This window comes from Clostridium grantii DSM 8605 (assembly GCF_900129965.1).
Classification (GTDB): Bacteria; Bacillota; Clostridia; order Clostridiales; family Clostridiaceae; genus Clostridium_AF; species Clostridium_AF grantii.
In genome coordinates this window covers 58,074-74,006 of record NZ_FQXM01000016.1, presented here as the reverse complement: position 1 = coordinate 74,006, position 15,933 = coordinate 58,074, and the positions used below count along the sequence as shown (strand labels likewise).

The 15,933-nt window shown below is 27.8% G+C and carries 17 protein-coding genes; 2 read left to right on the top strand and 15 right to left on the bottom strand.

All coding sequences use genetic code 11. The annotated features are described in order from the left end of the window. Nucleotides 1–13: 13 nt before the first annotated feature. The 9 genes from trmB to BUB83_RS13750 form a co-directional block, all read right to left on the bottom strand. Nucleotides 14–658, bottom strand: coding sequence for a tRNA (guanosine(46)-N7)-methyltransferase TrmB (gene trmB, locus BUB83_RS13790; RefSeq protein ID WP_073339051.1), 645 nt, complete (start codon nucleotides 656–658; stop codon nucleotides 14–16). Nucleotides 659–828: 170 nt separating this feature from the next. After that, nucleotides 829–1,974, bottom strand: coding sequence for an ABC transporter permease (locus BUB83_RS13785; protein ID WP_073339050.1), 1,146 nt, complete (start codon nucleotides 1,972–1,974; stop codon nucleotides 829–831). After that, a complete protein-coding gene (locus BUB83_RS13780; RefSeq protein WP_073339049.1) occupies nucleotides 1,975–3,105 on the bottom strand; it encodes an ABC transporter permease in 1,131 nt (376 codons plus the stop codon). 11 nt (nucleotides 3,106–3,116) lie between these two features. Further along, nucleotides 3,117–4,052 (bottom strand): ABC transporter ATP-binding protein, encoded by a 936-nt coding sequence (locus BUB83_RS13775; protein WP_073339048.1) that lies wholly within the window; start codon nucleotides 4,050–4,052, stop codon nucleotides 3,117–3,119. 107 nt (nucleotides 4,053–4,159) lie between these two features. Further along, entirely contained in the window at nucleotides 4,160–4,810 is a 651-nt protein-coding gene (locus BUB83_RS13770) for a bifunctional 4-hydroxy-2-oxoglutarate aldolase/2-dehydro-3-deoxy-phosphogluconate aldolase (protein ID WP_073339047.1), read from the bottom strand. A gap of 309 nt (nucleotides 4,811–5,119) precedes the next feature. Continuing rightward, nucleotides 5,120–5,893: an IclR family transcriptional regulator gene (locus BUB83_RS13765; protein ID WP_073339046.1), complete on the bottom strand. Its 774-nt coding sequence runs from the start codon at nucleotides 5,891–5,893 to the stop codon at nucleotides 5,120–5,122. A 62-nt stretch (nucleotides 5,894–5,955) separates the two neighbouring features. Further along, nucleotides 5,956–6,603 (bottom strand): response regulator, encoded by a 648-nt coding sequence (locus tag BUB83_RS13760; RefSeq protein WP_073339045.1) that lies wholly within the window; start codon nucleotides 6,601–6,603, stop codon nucleotides 5,956–5,958. Further along, on the bottom strand, nucleotides 6,600–7,718 hold the full coding sequence (locus tag BUB83_RS13755; RefSeq protein WP_073339044.1) for an ATP-binding protein: 1,119 nt from the start codon (nucleotides 7,716–7,718) through the stop codon (nucleotides 6,600–6,602). Before BUB83_RS13755 ends, BUB83_RS13760 begins: the two co-directional genes overlap by 4 nt. A gap of 111 nt (nucleotides 7,719–7,829) precedes the next feature. Beyond that, nucleotides 7,830–9,206: a PhoH family protein gene (locus BUB83_RS13750; protein WP_073339043.1), complete on the bottom strand. Its 1,377-nt coding sequence runs from the start codon at nucleotides 9,204–9,206 to the stop codon at nucleotides 7,830–7,832. A gap of 174 nt (nucleotides 9,207–9,380) precedes the next feature. Here BUB83_RS13750 and perR point away from each other — a divergent pair, with 174 nt between their 5' ends. Both perR and BUB83_RS13740 read left to right on the top strand, forming a co-directional pair. Further along, the gene (gene perR, locus BUB83_RS13745; RefSeq protein WP_073339042.1) at nucleotides 9,381–9,794 is read left to right on the top strand and encodes a transcriptional regulator PerR; all 414 of its coding nucleotides are present in this window, start codon (nucleotides 9,381–9,383) and stop codon (nucleotides 9,792–9,794) included. Between the two features lie 67 nt (nucleotides 9,795–9,861). Next, a complete protein-coding gene (locus BUB83_RS13740) occupies nucleotides 9,862–10,824 on the top strand; it encodes a hypothetical protein (protein WP_073339041.1) in 963 nt (320 codons plus the stop codon). A 113-nt stretch (nucleotides 10,825–10,937) separates the two neighbouring features. Here the strand turns inward: BUB83_RS13740 and BUB83_RS13735 are convergent, their stop codons facing one another. From BUB83_RS13735 to lon, 6 genes are all read right to left on the bottom strand, one after another. After that, entirely contained in the window at nucleotides 10,938–11,528 is a 591-nt protein-coding gene (locus tag BUB83_RS13735) for a hypothetical protein (protein ID WP_073339040.1), read from the bottom strand. A gap of 204 nt (nucleotides 11,529–11,732) precedes the next feature. Then, nucleotides 11,733–11,942 carry a hypothetical protein gene (locus tag BUB83_RS13730; RefSeq protein WP_073339039.1) on the bottom strand — a complete coding sequence of 70 codons (210 nt, stop codon included), beginning with the start codon at nucleotides 11,940–11,942 and terminating at the stop codon, nucleotides 11,733–11,735. A 59-nt stretch (nucleotides 11,943–12,001) separates the two neighbouring features. Beyond that, nucleotides 12,002–12,187 carry a hypothetical protein gene (locus BUB83_RS13725; RefSeq protein WP_073339038.1) on the bottom strand — a complete coding sequence of 62 codons (186 nt, stop codon included), beginning with the start codon at nucleotides 12,185–12,187 and terminating at the stop codon, nucleotides 12,002–12,004. 60 nt (nucleotides 12,188–12,247) lie between these two features. Further along, nucleotides 12,248–12,820, bottom strand: coding sequence for a hypothetical protein (locus BUB83_RS13720; RefSeq protein ID WP_073339037.1), 573 nt, complete (start codon nucleotides 12,818–12,820; stop codon nucleotides 12,248–12,250). A 116-nt stretch (nucleotides 12,821–12,936) separates the two neighbouring features. Next, a complete protein-coding gene (yihA, locus tag BUB83_RS13715) occupies nucleotides 12,937–13,521 on the bottom strand; it encodes a ribosome biogenesis GTP-binding protein YihA/YsxC (protein WP_073339036.1) in 585 nt (194 codons plus the stop codon). Next, a complete protein-coding gene (lon, locus tag BUB83_RS13710) occupies nucleotides 13,511–15,844 on the bottom strand; it encodes an endopeptidase La (protein WP_073339035.1) in 2,334 nt (777 codons plus the stop codon). Before lon ends, yihA begins: the two co-directional genes overlap by 11 nt. Between the last annotated feature and the right edge of the window lie 89 nt (nucleotides 15,845–15,933).

The following is a 15,933-nucleotide window of genomic DNA, read 5'->3' as shown; positions in this document are numbered from 1 at the left end:
TAAGTAAAATATTTTATTTTAGTTTTGCTAAAAGGAATTTTGTTTTTATTCCTAATTCTTTGAATTTGCTTTCATATTCTGTCATTATATTTTGTTCTGCATACTCACTATTGTGCAAATCATATGTTTTATATAATATTTCAAAACCGCTTTCTTCAAAGTACTCAAAGGATTCTTCGAATAATTCTAAGTCATCAGTTTTAAATCTTATCTCACTACCTGGTTTAATAAAGCCTTTATATAACTTTAAGAAACTACTATGAGTTAATCTTCTTTTTTTATGCCTATCCTTTGGCCAAGGATTACAGAAATTAATATAAATTCTACTTATCTCATTTTCATCAAAAATTTCAGGTATAAAAATAATATTAGTAGCTATTATTCTTGCATTTTCCACTTCATTGTCTTTTAAATTATTTAAAGTATGAATTAATATTTCGTCTTTTAAATCAATAGCCACAACATTTTTATCTAAATTTCTTTTAGCTAGCTCTGCAGTAAATCCACCTCTGCCACAGCCTAGTTCTAAATATATGTTATTCTCATTATTAAACTCTTGCTTCCAGTTTCCCTTTGTTTCTTTTGCTTGATCTAGGGACTTAAATATAGGGCTTGCCTCAAGTTCTGGCCTTACCCACCATTTTTTTCTTAATCTCATGTTATCCTCCTTGAAATTCAGTTCACAGTGCACAATTCACAGTTCACAGTTATGGGTGATTTTCCCCGAAAATCTTTATTTGTAACAAAACTTCCGTGCGAAAAAAATTAGCTGAAAATCAATTTCAGCTAACTCTTTTATTATACTTTAAATTAAAGCCTTTAACAATGCTAAATAAAGCTTCCAGTTTTATCTGAGGATTTCATTTTAAATGCAGCTATAGAGAAAAAAACTAAAGCAAATAAAATTATTATTATTATATTTATAGAAACTTCTTTAATTGTATTTCCGGATTGAATACTTATGATTGTGTCCATTACCCATTTTTGAGGAGTAAAATTAGCAATTTTAGTTAAAGTATCTGGCATAATATTATTAGGCCAAAAACATCCCCCCAACATACATGTTGGAGTTATAATCAGTGTAGAAAGATTTCCTGCTTCAGCGGTTGATTTAGAAAATGAAATTATCACCATTCCAATACCTATTGCCGCTAAACCAAATAACATTAAAATCATAAACAATATCCAAGAAGACATATGAATATTTATATTTAATAACTTAAAAGCTACAAAAACCAATAAACTTATTTGAATCACTAGTATTATTAAATTTGCTAAAACATTACCTAGAACATATTCCTTTGATGTAACAGGAGAATAGCATATTCTATTATAAGTTTTTTCATTTTTTTCTTTTAATACCAATTGAGTTACAGATGTTGTTCCTAGAAGTACGAAAAGAATAAAAAATCCAATTCCTTGTTGTGAAACAGCCTTCCCCACATATTCATCTTCTAATTTTTCTTTAACCAATGATAGCTCACTACTTTTTAAGTTAGTATATATTTTTTCAAATACCTCTTTATCTCTAGAAGATGCCTTAGCTATATATTGTAAATTTTCTACATAAAGATTTATATAGCTCTCTATCCAAGCTGTTACATCCATACCTTTTATAGAGGTGATTCTTAATTCTTTTATTTCATTATTATAAACGCTATCAGTAAATCCCTTGGGTATAGTTAAAACTAAATCCACATCTCCTTTTGCCACCTTTTCATTGATTTCTGCTTCTTTAATTTCTACAAAAGTGAATTTCCCTGTAGCTTCTAAATACTCTATCATGTCATAAGACAATATTTCATTATCCTTATTTGATAAACCAATTAATGTTTCTCTAGAGCCAGCACCAGAATATAGCATAACTATCCCTAAAGTTACTATTATAGGTAAAATAATATAAACAAAAATACTACTTTTCTTCTTAAAAGTAACTCTTAAGAAGTTAACTGCAATTAATACTACATTTTTCATCTAACTCACCTCCTTATTGAAACTTATAGTTGATATTATCATTAATAAAATAGCTATTCCAATATTAATGCCAATTGTTATTCCAAAATCACTAAAGTTGTTATTATAAACAATATTAAAAATAGTTGAATTAACCCACTTTACTGGTGATAATTTTGATAATAACATAAATGTTTTGTTATTTATTCCTGTTATATTAATGTATGCTCCTCCTAGAAAAGCCATCACTGGAATAAGTAGATTTAAAAATGCATCCATAGCACTATCATTTTTAAAAATATAACCTGAGGCTATTCCCATAGATACTGACATAATAATTAATGAAAGAATAATTAATAAAACAGCTATAATATGTTCTCCCCAATAAACCTTCAAAATATATTTGCTAAAGGAGAAAACTATAATCATCTGAATAATAGTGGATAAGACTATTCCTAGTGTTGATCCAATAAAAATATTCATCTTATTTATTGGTGCAATTACCATTCTATCCATAGTTTTTTTTAGCTTTTCGCTCTTAGTTGAATATGCCCCTGACATTGAAGAGTATAGTATTATCAAGGTTAACATAGTTACTCCATAGTAATCTAAAGCACTTGCAGTTCTTGTAGGTTCAACTGAATTTATACCTACAAATTTTTTATTAGAAATTGTATCTTCAGGCAAATTAGCTAATAATTGCGGATCAACTTTCACAATCTCCACTATAGTATTATACCTTTGAACAAAAGTAGACATTATTGTTTCCATAATAGAGGCTTCAAAGTTAAATCTTTCATTTTCATAAATTTTTATTTCTTTCAAATCCTCATTCACTACAATAAAGCAAGCATACTTAACACTTTTTATATCCTTCATAGCCTCACTTTGATTTTCAACCTTGGTAAAAATAATATCTTCAGTACTACTCAAATCCTCCATCATACTTTGCGTTGCTTCTGTTATTGGTCCTTCTCCAATAAATTCATAAGCTACATTAAAATCCTCAATAGCTCCATTATTTGAATCATTATTAAAAACTGTTCCTAAAATCACCATTAAAACAATGGGAAAAATAATCATTATAGCCAGCACCCTTTTTTGTTTAAATTGAATCTTTACATCCTTTAGTATAATATTTAAAATACTCATAACACCCTCCTTTAATCCCTAAGTTTTCGTCCTGTCAAAGTAAGAAAAACTGTTTCAAGATTAGGTTCTGTAGAAGTAATATTCCTTATAGAAATTTTATTGTTTGTAAAATACAAAATTATTTTATCTAGATTATTAGTTTCTTTATTACTATTAATATTTACTATATCTTCATTAAACTCAACACTTAAAACTCCTGTTATATTTTGCAATTCCTTTATATTAATATTATCTATTTGATCAACTACAAGCTTAATATTTTTCTTATCAGTAACTATTGCTTTTAATTCTTCTTTTGTTCCTTCTGCAATTAATTTCCCATGATCGATAATTCCTATTCGAGTACAAATAGTTTCTACTTCTTCCATGTAATGTGTAGTATAAATTATTGTACTTCCTTTTTCATTTAATTTCTTTACTGATTTAAGAATATGATTTCTTGATTGTGGGTCTATTCCCACAGTTGGCTCATCCATTATTATTAATTTAGGGGTATGAGCTATGGCACAAGCAATGTTTAATCTTCTTTTCATACCTCCTGAAAAAGATTTTGGATACTCTTTAGCCTTTTCTTTCAATCCCACGAATTCTAGGGCTTCAAAAGTTTTATTTTTTAATTCACTACCTTTTAACCCATATAAACTTGCAAAAAATTTAACATTTTCATAAGCTGTAAGTTCTTCATAAATTGCTAATTCCTGCGGTACTACCCCAATGTTCCTTTTAATAAATTTTGAATTTTTACCTAAGTCTTTCTGGAGAATTTCTATACTCCCTTTATTCATTTTTAACAAACCACTCATAATATTTATAATAGTACTCTTCCCTGCTCCATTAGGTCCTAAAAGGCCATATACTTCACCTTGATTAATAGTAATATTTATACTGTCAACTGCTATATTGTCACCAAATTTTTTGTATAGATTATTTATTTTAACAATACTCATTATGACACCCTCCCTTACTTTTTCTAATATAATTAATTATATAAAAAAAATGACTTTCTTTTTAGTAAAGAAAGTCATTTTTGCTATGTGACTAAAGTCATATTTAATTATTTTAAAGCTGCTCTAGCTTTTCTTACTTCTTCTACAAACTCAGCTGCTGTTTCAGTAACTAAATCATAGTTTCCTGTTTTAGCTCCAGCTGTTAAACTACTTCCAGTTCCTACTGCAACTGCTCCAGCTTTTATCCAATCTTTTACGTTATCAAGTGATACTCCACCTGTTGGCATAAAGTTACCTTGTGGAATAGGTCCTTTGAAATCTTTTATTATAGAAGGTCCAAAAGCTCCACCTGGGAATACTTTTAAAACTTCAACACCAAGTTCTAAAGCTTCAACAACTTCTTTAACAGTCATAACTCCTGGCATAACTGGCACTCTATATCTATTACATAATTTTACTGTTTCAGCACTAAAAGTTGGGCTAACTATGTATTTAGCTCCTGCTAATATACAAGCTCTTGCTGTTTCTGGATCTAATACTGTTCCAGCACCTATGATAACATCTTCATCTTTATAAATTTCAGATAATTCTTTAATAATATCGATAGCACCTGGAACTGTCATTGTTATTTCTAAACTTTTTATTCCACCTTTTTTAACTGCGTCAATAACTTTTATAGCCTCATCTTTTGATTCTGCTCTTATAACCGCTACTACACCTGATTCTAACATATCGTTTATGATTTTAATCCTTTTCATTATTACCCTCCTATTTATGTTTCATTTTATGAAACTATGGTTTTATAATTAATTATTTTATTTCATATTATGAAACTTCGTTTTATGCAAAGTTTAAAATAAAATGTTCCATAATACGAAACTCTATTTCAAATATTTTCTTCCCCTTTATAATATCACTTTTCAAAATAAATTTCTAGTGTTATTTTTAAAATTCTTTTAAATAAATATTGGCATGGGTAGCCATTTTGTAGCATAAGGCTTCCTCCATACCATATTTTCTTATTTTCTTTTCTTTTACCTTTAAACCGTGGACTACAAAATATTTATTTACTCAAGGTATCCTAGCTGGTAGGAGATTAACTTAGATGTTTTAATTAATTCTTCTTTTACTGATTCCAATTTTTCTCCATTTAATATAATAGTTAAACCTGATACACTAGCAGAGGCTGTTATTTTACCATCCTTATCATAAATAGGTACTGCCACACATCTAATACCTTCTTCATTTTCCACATCATCTAAAGCATAACCCTTTTCCCTTACAAAATCTATTTCTTTTATAAAATCATCAATATTAGTTATAGTTTTTTCAGTAAGCTTAATCATGTCTTCCTCTTTCACCATAGCTTTTATATGTGCATTATCTAAGTGAGACACCAAAATTTTTCCAACAGCTGTACAATATAAGGGAACTCTTTTACCTATTTGAGAATTCATCCTCACACTAGAATTCATATAATCACCTTCTACTTTATCCACATAAACCGCTTCATCACCATCTAATATAGAAAGATGAACTACCTCTTGCGTATTGTTAGCAAGTTTTCTTAAATATGGACTTGCTATTTTTCTTAAATCCATACTATCTAAAATTGAACTAGCTAAAAATAAAATCTTTTTCCCTAATTTATATTTATCACTATCTAATTTTTTCTCCACGTATCCTCTAGACATCAAAGTACCTAAAAGTCTATGTACAGTACTTTTATGTAATCCTACCATTTCAGAAAGTCTTGTTATGCCTATTCCATTTTTTTCTTCTGCTAATTTTTCTAGTAGAATCATAGATCTTTCCACAGATTGAACCAAATTATCACTCATTTCTTTTTCCTCCCACTTACTATTTCATCATATGAAACATAATATCGCTTTATTATATCATTTTATCTTTTATTCTCCAAATATTTTATTGCTATTTGAGTTCTATGTTTTAATTCAGTTTTAGATAATATATTACTTATATAATTTTTTACAGTTCCTTCTGATATAAATAATTCTGAAGAAATTTCTTTATTAGAGTATCCTGATGCTATAGCTTTTATTACATCCCATTCTCTATCTGTAAAGCTTTCTTCCTTAAAAGCATTTTCATTATCATTACTATTTCCTTTACTAATTGAGCTTTTTAATCTTTCCAAAACAACTTCTCCAAATACTGTATTTCCACTATAAACTAGTTTTATTGCATCAATAATCTTATCCGGAGGATTATTTTTCAATAAATATCCTCTTGCTCCATTATTTAAAGCTTCTGCAATATACTGATCTTCTTCAAAAGTGGTAAGCATAATACATTTAGTACTTGTATTCATACAAATATCTTTTATTGCTTCTACTCCATTCATTACTGGCATTCTTACATCTAACAATGCTATATCAATAGAATGGGTTTTACAAATTTTTATTGCTTCAAATCCATTTTCAGCTATTCCTACTACATCTATATTATCATCCATTTCTAAAATAATTTTTAAACTATTTCTAATTAAAGGATCATCATCGACAATAAGCATTCTTATTAATGCACTCATTTTATCTCTCCTCTACTAATTGGTATCAACATTATAACAGAAAAACCATTACTTCCATCAATTATAACTTTAATGTTCAAATTTTCACATCTTTCTTCTATTCCTTGAAACCCTAATCCTTTATTTAAATTTAAACATCCTACTCCATCATCCTTGATTTCCAATTTTATAATCCTATTTAAAGCTGTAAAAGATACAATTATATTAGCTGCTTTTGAATATTTAATTGCATTTGTTAATATTTCTTTTAAATTTATTTTTACTGTTTTCCATTGATTAAAAGATAATTTATCTATGTTATCATCAAAAATTAAATTAACATTTATTCCACTTCTATATTTAAATTTATTTATAATAAGTTTTATTTCATTAATCCCAATTTGCTCTTTTGGAGGTTTAATATTTCTTAATGTAATTCTTATGCTCTCCATTCCATCTCTTAATACATCAATACTATTTTGTAAAAGTTCTTTTGATTTTTCTTTATCTTTATCTATCACGTACTTTGTTGCCTCAAGTTGCATCAAAGTTCCCGAAATAGTATGTCCAATATTATCATGTATCTCTTGAGCTATTTTATTTCTTTCTTCTAATTGTGACATGTATTTTATTTGACTCTCATATTCAAAATCTTTATTCAAACTTTTATTTAATGTTTCATTTTTTATTCTAAGATTGTAAATATTTTCCTCATACTTCAACATTTTTTCCTCATTATTATAAAAATTATAATATATAATATATGTTAATGCTGCTATAAATGAAAAAAAGGTTATTATTGATGTTCCAACAAAAAAACCTAATATCAAATTTATGACTAAAGCTTCATACATTTTCCCTTTTAAAATATATATTATCTCATATATATTAGAAATCGCTAAAATTAAAAACATTTTATGTACCCCAAATGTACTTATTAAACAAATTATTAATGATAAAATTTGTAATAATTCAATCCATTTTTTATTATTTAATACATATAACACTATGTTAATGGCACTATATATTAAAACAATTAACACTATATACTCATTCTTTGTGCTATTTATATTAAAGTAAGTAGCTACACAAAAAAAAGTAATCATCATTTTAGTTGTCAAAAGCCAATCCTTCATATGTTTATCCCCTTGTTTTCATTGTATATTTAATTTTACAATAAAAGTAAAGAAATATAAACAAAATTAGAACATGAATTTATAAAAATTTACATGTTCTAATTATTAAACCTATAATCTTTTTGAAGCGTCATATGCAAGTGGACTTCTTTCACATTCATCATATTTTAAAGTCACTTGACTACATAATGTACTTCCCTTCATTCTTTCTGACGCGTAACATAGTCCATTTGATCTATAATCTAAAAATGGGTGATCTATTTGTTCAGGATCTCCTATCAATATAAGTTTTGATCCTTCTCCAATTCTTGTGGTTATAGCTTTAACTTGTTTTGGAGTAAGATTTTGAGCTTCATCAATAATAACCCAATTTTTCACTATAGATCTTCCTCTTAAAAAAGCCACAGCTTCTGTTGTAATTATTCTTCTATCAAATAATTCTCTTATTTTATCATAAAGTTCTTTTTCATTTTTATATCTTTCTTTTTCATCTGAATCAATTAATATCTCTAAATTATCAAGAATAGGTCGCATAAAAGGTGCTATTTTTTCTTGCTCTGTACCTGGCAAATATCCTATTTCCTCATCCATAGTCACATTTGCTCTGCAAACTAAAATTCTTCTAAACTCATTATTAGATTCTTCTAATATTTTCTGTAACCCAACCGCAATTGAAAATAATGTTTTTGCCGTTCCTGCTGGCCCCTTTATAATTACCAGCGGTATTTCTTTTGCACTACTGTAAAGAGCTTCTAACATAAATTTTTGTCCAATGTTTCTAGGTATTATTCCAAAAGGATTTATTTCTTTATAAACCAAAGAAATAATTTTGTTTTTCCGTATCTTTGCCAAAGCTGAATGTTTACTTTTTTCACAAGAATGCATTAGCAAAAATTCATTAGAATAAAACTTTAATTTATCCATTATGTTTCCTTCGCTGTCATATATAGTAATATTATTTATATCTAATTCTTTTTCCAAATAAAATTTATTAATATTTTCATCAGATACATATATCTCTTTTCTTCCTGTATATTGACTTTCAAATTCTGGTACAACTTTTTCATTATAATCCTCTGTGTCTATATCTAAAGAATCTGCTTTTATCCTCTCAAAAATGTCTTTGGTTATTAAACAAACATCTTCCTTGTCTTCTTTTAGCCCTTTGCAAATCTGAATTATTCTATTATCAGCTTTTTCTTTGTCCCAAGAAGAGGGAATCTGAGTATCATAATGATTCATTTCAACCCTCAAAATCCCACCATTAGGTAATTGTACTCCTTGATACAATTTACCCTTTTCTTTTAATGAATCCAACAATCTGGCAGCATGCCTTGCATTTGCACCCAGTTCATCTTTATTTTTCTTAAAAGTATCCAACTCTTCAAGAACAATTTCTGGAATAATAACAATTGCATCTGGAAAACTCAAAATTGATTGTGGTGAATGCAAAATAACATTTGTATCTAACACATAAGTTTTTTTCAAATATTACTGCCCCCTCTCCTTATAATTATATTAATTAAAAGTGATTTTTAAGATAATAATTTGAATTAATATTAAATTTTTGAAATAAAACTTAATATAATTATTTTAATTTGACAATTAATAATCTTTATTATATAATAACTATATAAATATAAATAAGAAAGGTTGGTTGCTTTGGAGAGTATTACTAGCGTATTTAAAGATAAAAAATTAAAGCTAACACCTCAAAGAATTGCGGTTTATAAGTATCTAAAATCGACCAAAGAACATCCATCTGCAGAATCTATTTATAAAGCACTTCAACCAGAATATCCAACTATGAGTTTGGCTACAGTTTATAAAGCTCTTAAAACATTAGTTGCTGTGAATTTAGTTCAAGAATTAAATGTTGGTGAAGGTAATTTTAGGTATGATGCTGAAGTAGAATCCCATCCACATATACAATGTTTATCTTGTGGTAGAGTAGATGATATTATGGGCATAAATTTAATGTATTTGAACGATACAGTGAGTGATTATTCAGATTATACTATCTTATCTAATAAAGTATATTTTTATGGAACTTGCTCAGATTGCAATAATATATAGGCGAAAGCCTATTTTTTTTGTTAATAATTTTATTCGTTGCCTCATATTAATAGGTGAGGTGATAGATATGAAATTTAATGTATTATTTATAAAAAAAGAACATTTATATTATTTATGTCTTATATTGATTCTTTTTATTTTATTTTTCTTTTTTATTAAAGTAAATAAACAATATAACACGGACCCTACTTTTTCTGAAAAATCTTCTGAAGAAAAATATGGACTAGATTTAACTGGTGATGGTATTAAGGATGATTTATACATAATAAATAAAAATAATAATTATTCCTTAAATATAAACACTAATTCCCAAAGTTTAATTGTAGCGCCTGATAAGAATGTTTCTTCTTACGGTAATTATTCTGAATACTGGCCTATAAAGGTGAATTTTTTAGATATTAACAGAGATAGTATTCCTGAAATTTTTTTACAATCTTGTTTTAACGATGTAGCTGGTAGCAGTATAATTAAATATAATGCTACCTCTCATTCCTTCGAAAATATTTTCTTTAAAAATAATAACATATTGGGTTTTCTTGATACTAGCAATAACAAAACCCCTAAATTAATTAGTGCTAACCTTTCAGCGAAAGGTATGAGTATTAATAGTTATATTTTTATAAAAAATAAATTTCAAGAGTTTACCTATGACCAGAAGAGTGATGAAAATTTTTTCTGTAAAACTTTAATAACCAAACTTACATATTTTTTGACCTGTAAAAGCAAAGATTCTCTTGACTCTCTTTTAAAGGATTATACTATTGAAGACCTAGACTCTAAAAGCATGAATACCTTAATCACTCTAAAAGAAGATGAAACTTCTTTTACTTTTCAGGATGCTTATTTTATTGATGTAAAATCAAATGATGATGGATACCCTATAGAAATAGAGTGGTATTTATCTTTCAGCGGTAAAGATGTTTCAAATAATGATAAAATTACTAACTATACTTACAAAGTAGTTGCTAAAGGTAATAACGATACCAACTTTAAAATAGTTTCAATATCTTCTATCAATAATATAAACTAAAAAATATGACCGCAAAGCGGTCATATTAAGGGGGATGGGGGGTTTTAGCACTAGTGTAAGGGATTTTTGTTCCCTCTACATTACATTATATATACTTCCCCATTCCAAAAAAATTATTCATTTTCTTCAATATATTTTTGTATAATTTTATCTATTTTTTTAATATTTTCTTTGTTTGCAATATTTTTTAAAGACTCCAATAAAGTAACCATCTCATCATTTTCATAATTATCTAAATAATTTGCATTAAAGTTATCTTTATATTCAACATTATTGGTATCGATTGTATAATCATCTATTTTTTCTACAAATCCTTCTTCTACTATATCTTCTTCAGAATTACAATTACTACTTTGATTATAATATTGAGAAAATTGATCAATTATATCCTTTAAATTTTCTTCAATATTATTATTTTCACTAATGTTATTATTATCATCATTTTTAAAATTATTATTAAAATTTTGGAATAAACTATTTAAATCTATATTTTCTTGTTTATTACTATTAGTAGCATTGTTCCTAATATTCTTCATATTGCCCATTAATGTATTTATTATAGGCATCATTGTATTTATATCAATATTCCCAAGTATAGAAGTTAAACTATTTAAATCAAAATTCTGAAAAATTGAGCCTAATCCATTACTATTTGTTTCTCTATTACCATAGTCTCTTTCCCTATGATGCTTATGTTTTGACATTCTCCCACCTCAATTATACATAATAAGGAGGGTAAAACCCTCCCTAAATTCTTTCTACAGCAGCTTAATAATCAATCTCTGCCTTTTCCTTTGTCTTAAAAGAATAATAATACTAAACTTCTAATATTGGGGCTAATTATTCTTTTTTATGACATTGGTTTAATGTAAATCATTTTTTATAAACTTGATTTTTGAATATCATTTCTAGCGATTACAGCATAATCCTTGAGTAGCGTTTCCACCACAACCTCCACAGCAAAGTAAGAATAAGAATACTAATATAGTTCCTGTATTAGGTGAAATTATTCCTGCTCTGTTAAGAACTAATAAAAATAATGCACATTTACATGGGTCTATTCCTATAGCTCCACATTTGTTTCCACATTTACTTTCACATTTACATTTTTTTGACATTGTTAACCCCCCTTTCCGGGCTTTGGTTTTTAATTTTTGGTTTCTAAATTTAATATTTTCTATCTGTTACAGCATAAGCTTCCACTTTGGCATCCAAATCCACAGCATAATAAGAAAATATATACTAGGATTGTTCCTGTACATTGATTTATTATTCCAGCTCTGCTAAGAACTAATAAAAATAATGCACATTTGCATGGGTCTATTCCACAACTTTTATTATTACATCCACAATTTTTTGACATCGTTAACCCCCCTTTCTGGGCTTTGGTTTATAGTAAATTTTGCTACCATTAAACTTTATATTAATCTAAGCAATTATCACATTCATCTTTATCCCCTAGTGATTCAAAAATACTGTTTAATCCATTTGCACCACAATTTAATTTTTTCAAAATGAGTATTGCAAATATAATCCATACTATGATTCCTGATCCTTGATTTCCAAAACAATTTCCAAAGCCTCCGAAACCACCTAATCCGCAGCTGTTATTTCCATAGCTTCCACCACAGCAATTATCTCTTTCACAACATTCATTTTGTCCACAGCATTGACATTTAGCTTTTCTAATCTTTTTCTTTAATTTTTCACAATGTTTCCTGTCTTTTTTCTTGCATAAGCAGCAACAATCATCTAAACAATTGTTATTGTAGTTGTTTCCACATCCTGTTCCAAACCCTAGCCCTCTTTTCTTCCAACAACATAATAAAACTATAAGAATTATTAGAATTAAAGAACTTGAGTTAGTTCTATTTGTATCGCAACCCTCTCCACCTGCTTTATCGCCAAGACCTGAAGATTTAAGAAGATTATTAAAGTCAACTCCTCCCATACTGTTCAACATTGAAACCATATTTCCTATTTGAGACATATCCATTTTTTTCCCCTCCTTTGGATTCCTTCATATCATCTTTTGTTCTAATATATATTATTCTTGCATAGCTTAATTTGACACACAAAAAAAACAAGTAGTTATAAAACTACTTGTTTTTTTTATTCAAATGCTTCATCTAGCATTTCTAAAAACTCTTCAACTCCTGTTTTCTTCAGGGATGAAAAGAATAAAAATTTATCTTCGCTACTTAGCATTAAAGTTTCTTTTATTTGCTTTTCACTTTTCTTATATTCACTTCTTTTTAGCTTATCACATTTAGTTCCTACTACAATGGCCTCATATCCATAATATTTTATCCAATTATACATAGCAATATCATCTTCAGTAGGTTTACGCCTTGAATCAATTAATAAAACAATTTTTCTCAAAGGTTCTCTTATAGTTAAATATTTTTCTATCATATTGCCCCATTTATCTTTCTCTGTCTTTGCCACCTTAGCAAATCCATATCCAGGTAAATCTACAAAATAGAATTCTCCATTTATCAAGAAAAAATTTATTAATCTTGTTTTTCCAGGTGTTCCACTGGTTTTAGCTAATTTTCTTCTATTACACACAGTATTAATTAACGATGATTTACCCGCATTAGATCTACCTGCAAAAGCAATTTCCACTCTATCATCCGTAGGATATTGCTCTGGTTTCACAGCGGATATAATAAATTCTGAAGTATTAATTTTCATTCAAATTCTCCTCTATAAGTGCATGTCTAAGTACATCTTCAACATTTTCTACTGGTATAATCTTAATTTTACTTAATATACTTTTAGGCACTTTTTTCAAATCTTTTTCATTTGCTTTTGGTATAATAATAGTTTTGATTCCAGCTCTAAATGCTGCCAACGTCTTTTCTTTTAATCCACCTATAGGTAATACAATTCCTGTTAGTGTAACTTCACCCGTCATAGCAATACTACTATTAACTTTTTTACCACTTAAAGCAGATACCATTGCAGTTATCATTGTTATACCTGCTGATGGACCATCTTTTGGAACCGCTCCTTCCGGAACATGAATATGCAAATCTAAAGTTTCATAAAATTTTTCTGATATATTATATTTATCTGCATTTGCTCTAATATAACTATATCCTGTTTGAGCAGATTCTTTCATAACATCTCCCAATTGACCTGTTAGTTGGAATTTACCACTGCCCTTCATAGCTGCAACTTCTACTGGAAGTGTATCTCCACCATATCCAGTCCATGCTAAACCAGTAACTACACCTACTTTATCTTCTTTATTAATAATATCAGATGTAAAAATTTCAATACCTAAATATTTTTTAACGTGATTAACAGATACATGAATACTTTTTTTATTGTTTTCAACTATATCAGTTATAGCTTTTCTTATAACCGTAGCAATTGCTCTTTCTAAACTTCTAACTCCAGATTCTCTTGTATAATTTTCTATAATTGAGTAAATAGCGCTATTAGAAAAACTGATTTTTGTGTCTTTCATATTGTGTTCAGCAATCTGTTTAGGGATCAAATGATTTCTTGCTATATTAAATTTTTCTTCATAGGTATATCCTGATACTTGAATTATTTCCATCCTATCTAATAACGGTCTTGGAATTGTATCTAAAGTATTTGCTGTTGTTACAAACATAGCCGAAGACAAATCAAACTCTAATTCCAAATAATGATCTCTGAAAGTATTGTTTTGTTCTGTATCTAATACTTCAAGCAACGCATCTGCAGGATCCCCTCTAAAATCATTACTCATTTTATCAATTTCATCTAATAAAAATAAAGGATTTTTAGATTTTGCTTTATTCATTCCGTAAATAATTCTTCCTGGAATGGCTCCTACATAAGTTTTTCTATGTCCTCTTATTTCTGCTTCATCTTTAACCCCACCTAATGACATCCTAACAAAATTTCTATTCACAGATTTTGCTATTGAACGTGCAATAGATGTCTTTCCAACACCTGGAGGACCAACTAAACATAAAATAGGCCCTTTTAAAGACTTACTTATCTTTTTTACAGCTAAGTATTCAATAATTCGTTCTTTTACATCTTCTAACCCATAGTGTTCTTCTTCTAAAATCTTTCTAGCTTTATTTATATCTAAGCTATCTTTTGTTTTCTTATTCCAAGGCAAACTAATTACTAAATCCAAATAAGTTCTTATTACTCCACTTTCTGATGAATAATTCCCCATTTTGGAAAGTCTATTTAACTCATATAAAGCCTTTTCTTTTATCTCTTTAGGAAGTTTTGCTTCTTCTATTTTTTCTTTATATTCATTTATTTCTTTTTTATCGTCTTCATTTTCTCCTAATTCTTCTTCTATAGCTTTAAGTTGTTCCCTTAAAAAATATTCTCTTTGTGATTTATCAATCTTGTTTTTAACTTTTAATCCTATTTTTTTTTCAACTTTTAAAATTTCTATTTCATTTTTTAAAATTATTAGAATTTTTTCTAATCTATCTAATACATCTATAGCTTCTAATATTTCTTGTTTAACAGCCTCTTTAAGCTCTATATATCCACTAACTATATCTGATAAATAACCAGGTTCATCTATATCATCCAAAGTAAATAAAGTATCTGTTGATCCTCCATTTGATATCTTTAAATATTCTTTAAATGTTCTCTTAACAGCTCTCATTAAAGCTTCACAATTTTTGTCATCTTCATATTTAGCATCTTCAATAATTTGGACTTCTGCCATTAAAAATGGCTCATTTTCTGTAATTTCTAGAAGTCTTGCTCTTTCTTCTCCTTCAACTAATACCCTAACGTTATTTCCTGGCAACTTAAGAATTTGTTTTATATTACATACAGTCCCAATTTCTTTTATATCACTTTTTTCAGGATCTTCAACTTTAGCATCCTTTTGAGAAGTTAAAAATATCTTTTGTTCTTTTAACATAGCCTCATCTAAAGCCAGCAAAGATTTTTCACGCCCAACATCAAAGTGTAAAACCATTTGAGGAAATATTATTAACCCCCTTAAAGGAATTAGAGGCATTTTCTCTATTCTATTCTCCATTTTTTTCCCTCATTTCTTAATTAACAAATTTCATACCATATTATGTATTAACTAATTTATACTATGCTATTATACATATAAAACTATAA

Coding starts and splice junctions, on each gene's coding strand:
- BUB83_RS13730 (WP_073339039.1), bottom strand. CDS start 11,942: ATGTCAAAAAAATGTAAATGTGAAAGTAAATGTGGAAACAAATGTGGA.
- BUB83_RS13760 (WP_073339045.1), bottom strand. CDS start 6,603: ATGAGTGCATTAATAAGAATGCTTATTGTCGATGATGATCCTTTAATT.
- BUB83_RS13735 (WP_073339040.1), bottom strand. CDS start 11,528: ATGTCAAAACATAAGCATCATAGGGAAAGAGACTATGGTAATAGAGAA.
- BUB83_RS13740 (WP_073339041.1), top strand. CDS start 9,862: ATGAAATTTAATGTATTATTTATAAAAAAAGAACATTTATATTATTTA.
- BUB83_RS13775 (WP_073339048.1), bottom strand. CDS start 4,052: ATGAGTATTGTTAAAATAAATAATCTATACAAAAAATTTGGTGACAAT.
- lon (WP_073339035.1), bottom strand. CDS start 15,844: ATGGAGAATAGAATAGAGAAAATGCCTCTAATTCCTTTAAGGGGGTTA.
- BUB83_RS13720 (WP_073339037.1), bottom strand. CDS start 12,820: ATGGATATGTCTCAAATAGGAAATATGGTTTCAATGTTGAACAGTATG.
- BUB83_RS13770 (WP_073339047.1), bottom strand. CDS start 4,810: ATGAAAAGGATTAAAATCATAAACGATATGTTAGAATCAGGTGTAGTA.
- BUB83_RS13725 (WP_073339038.1), bottom strand. CDS start 12,187: ATGTCAAAAAATTGTGGATGTAATAATAAAAGTTGTGGAATAGACCCA.
- yihA (WP_073339036.1), bottom strand. CDS start 13,521: ATGAAAATTAATACTTCAGAATTTATTATATCCGCTGTGAAACCAGAG.
- BUB83_RS13755 (WP_073339044.1), bottom strand. CDS start 7,718: ATGAAGGATTGGCTTTTGACAACTAAAATGATGATTACTTTTTTTTGT.
- BUB83_RS13780 (WP_073339049.1), bottom strand. CDS start 3,105: ATGAGTATTTTAAATATTATACTAAAGGATGTAAAGATTCAATTTAAA.
- BUB83_RS13765 (WP_073339046.1), bottom strand. CDS start 5,893: ATGAGTGATAATTTGGTTCAATCTGTGGAAAGATCTATGATTCTACTA.
- trmB (WP_073339051.1), bottom strand. CDS start 658: ATGAGATTAAGAAAAAAATGGTGGGTAAGGCCAGAACTTGAGGCAAGC.
- BUB83_RS13785 (WP_073339050.1), bottom strand. CDS start 1,974: ATGAAAAATGTAGTATTAATTGCAGTTAACTTCTTAAGAGTTACTTTT.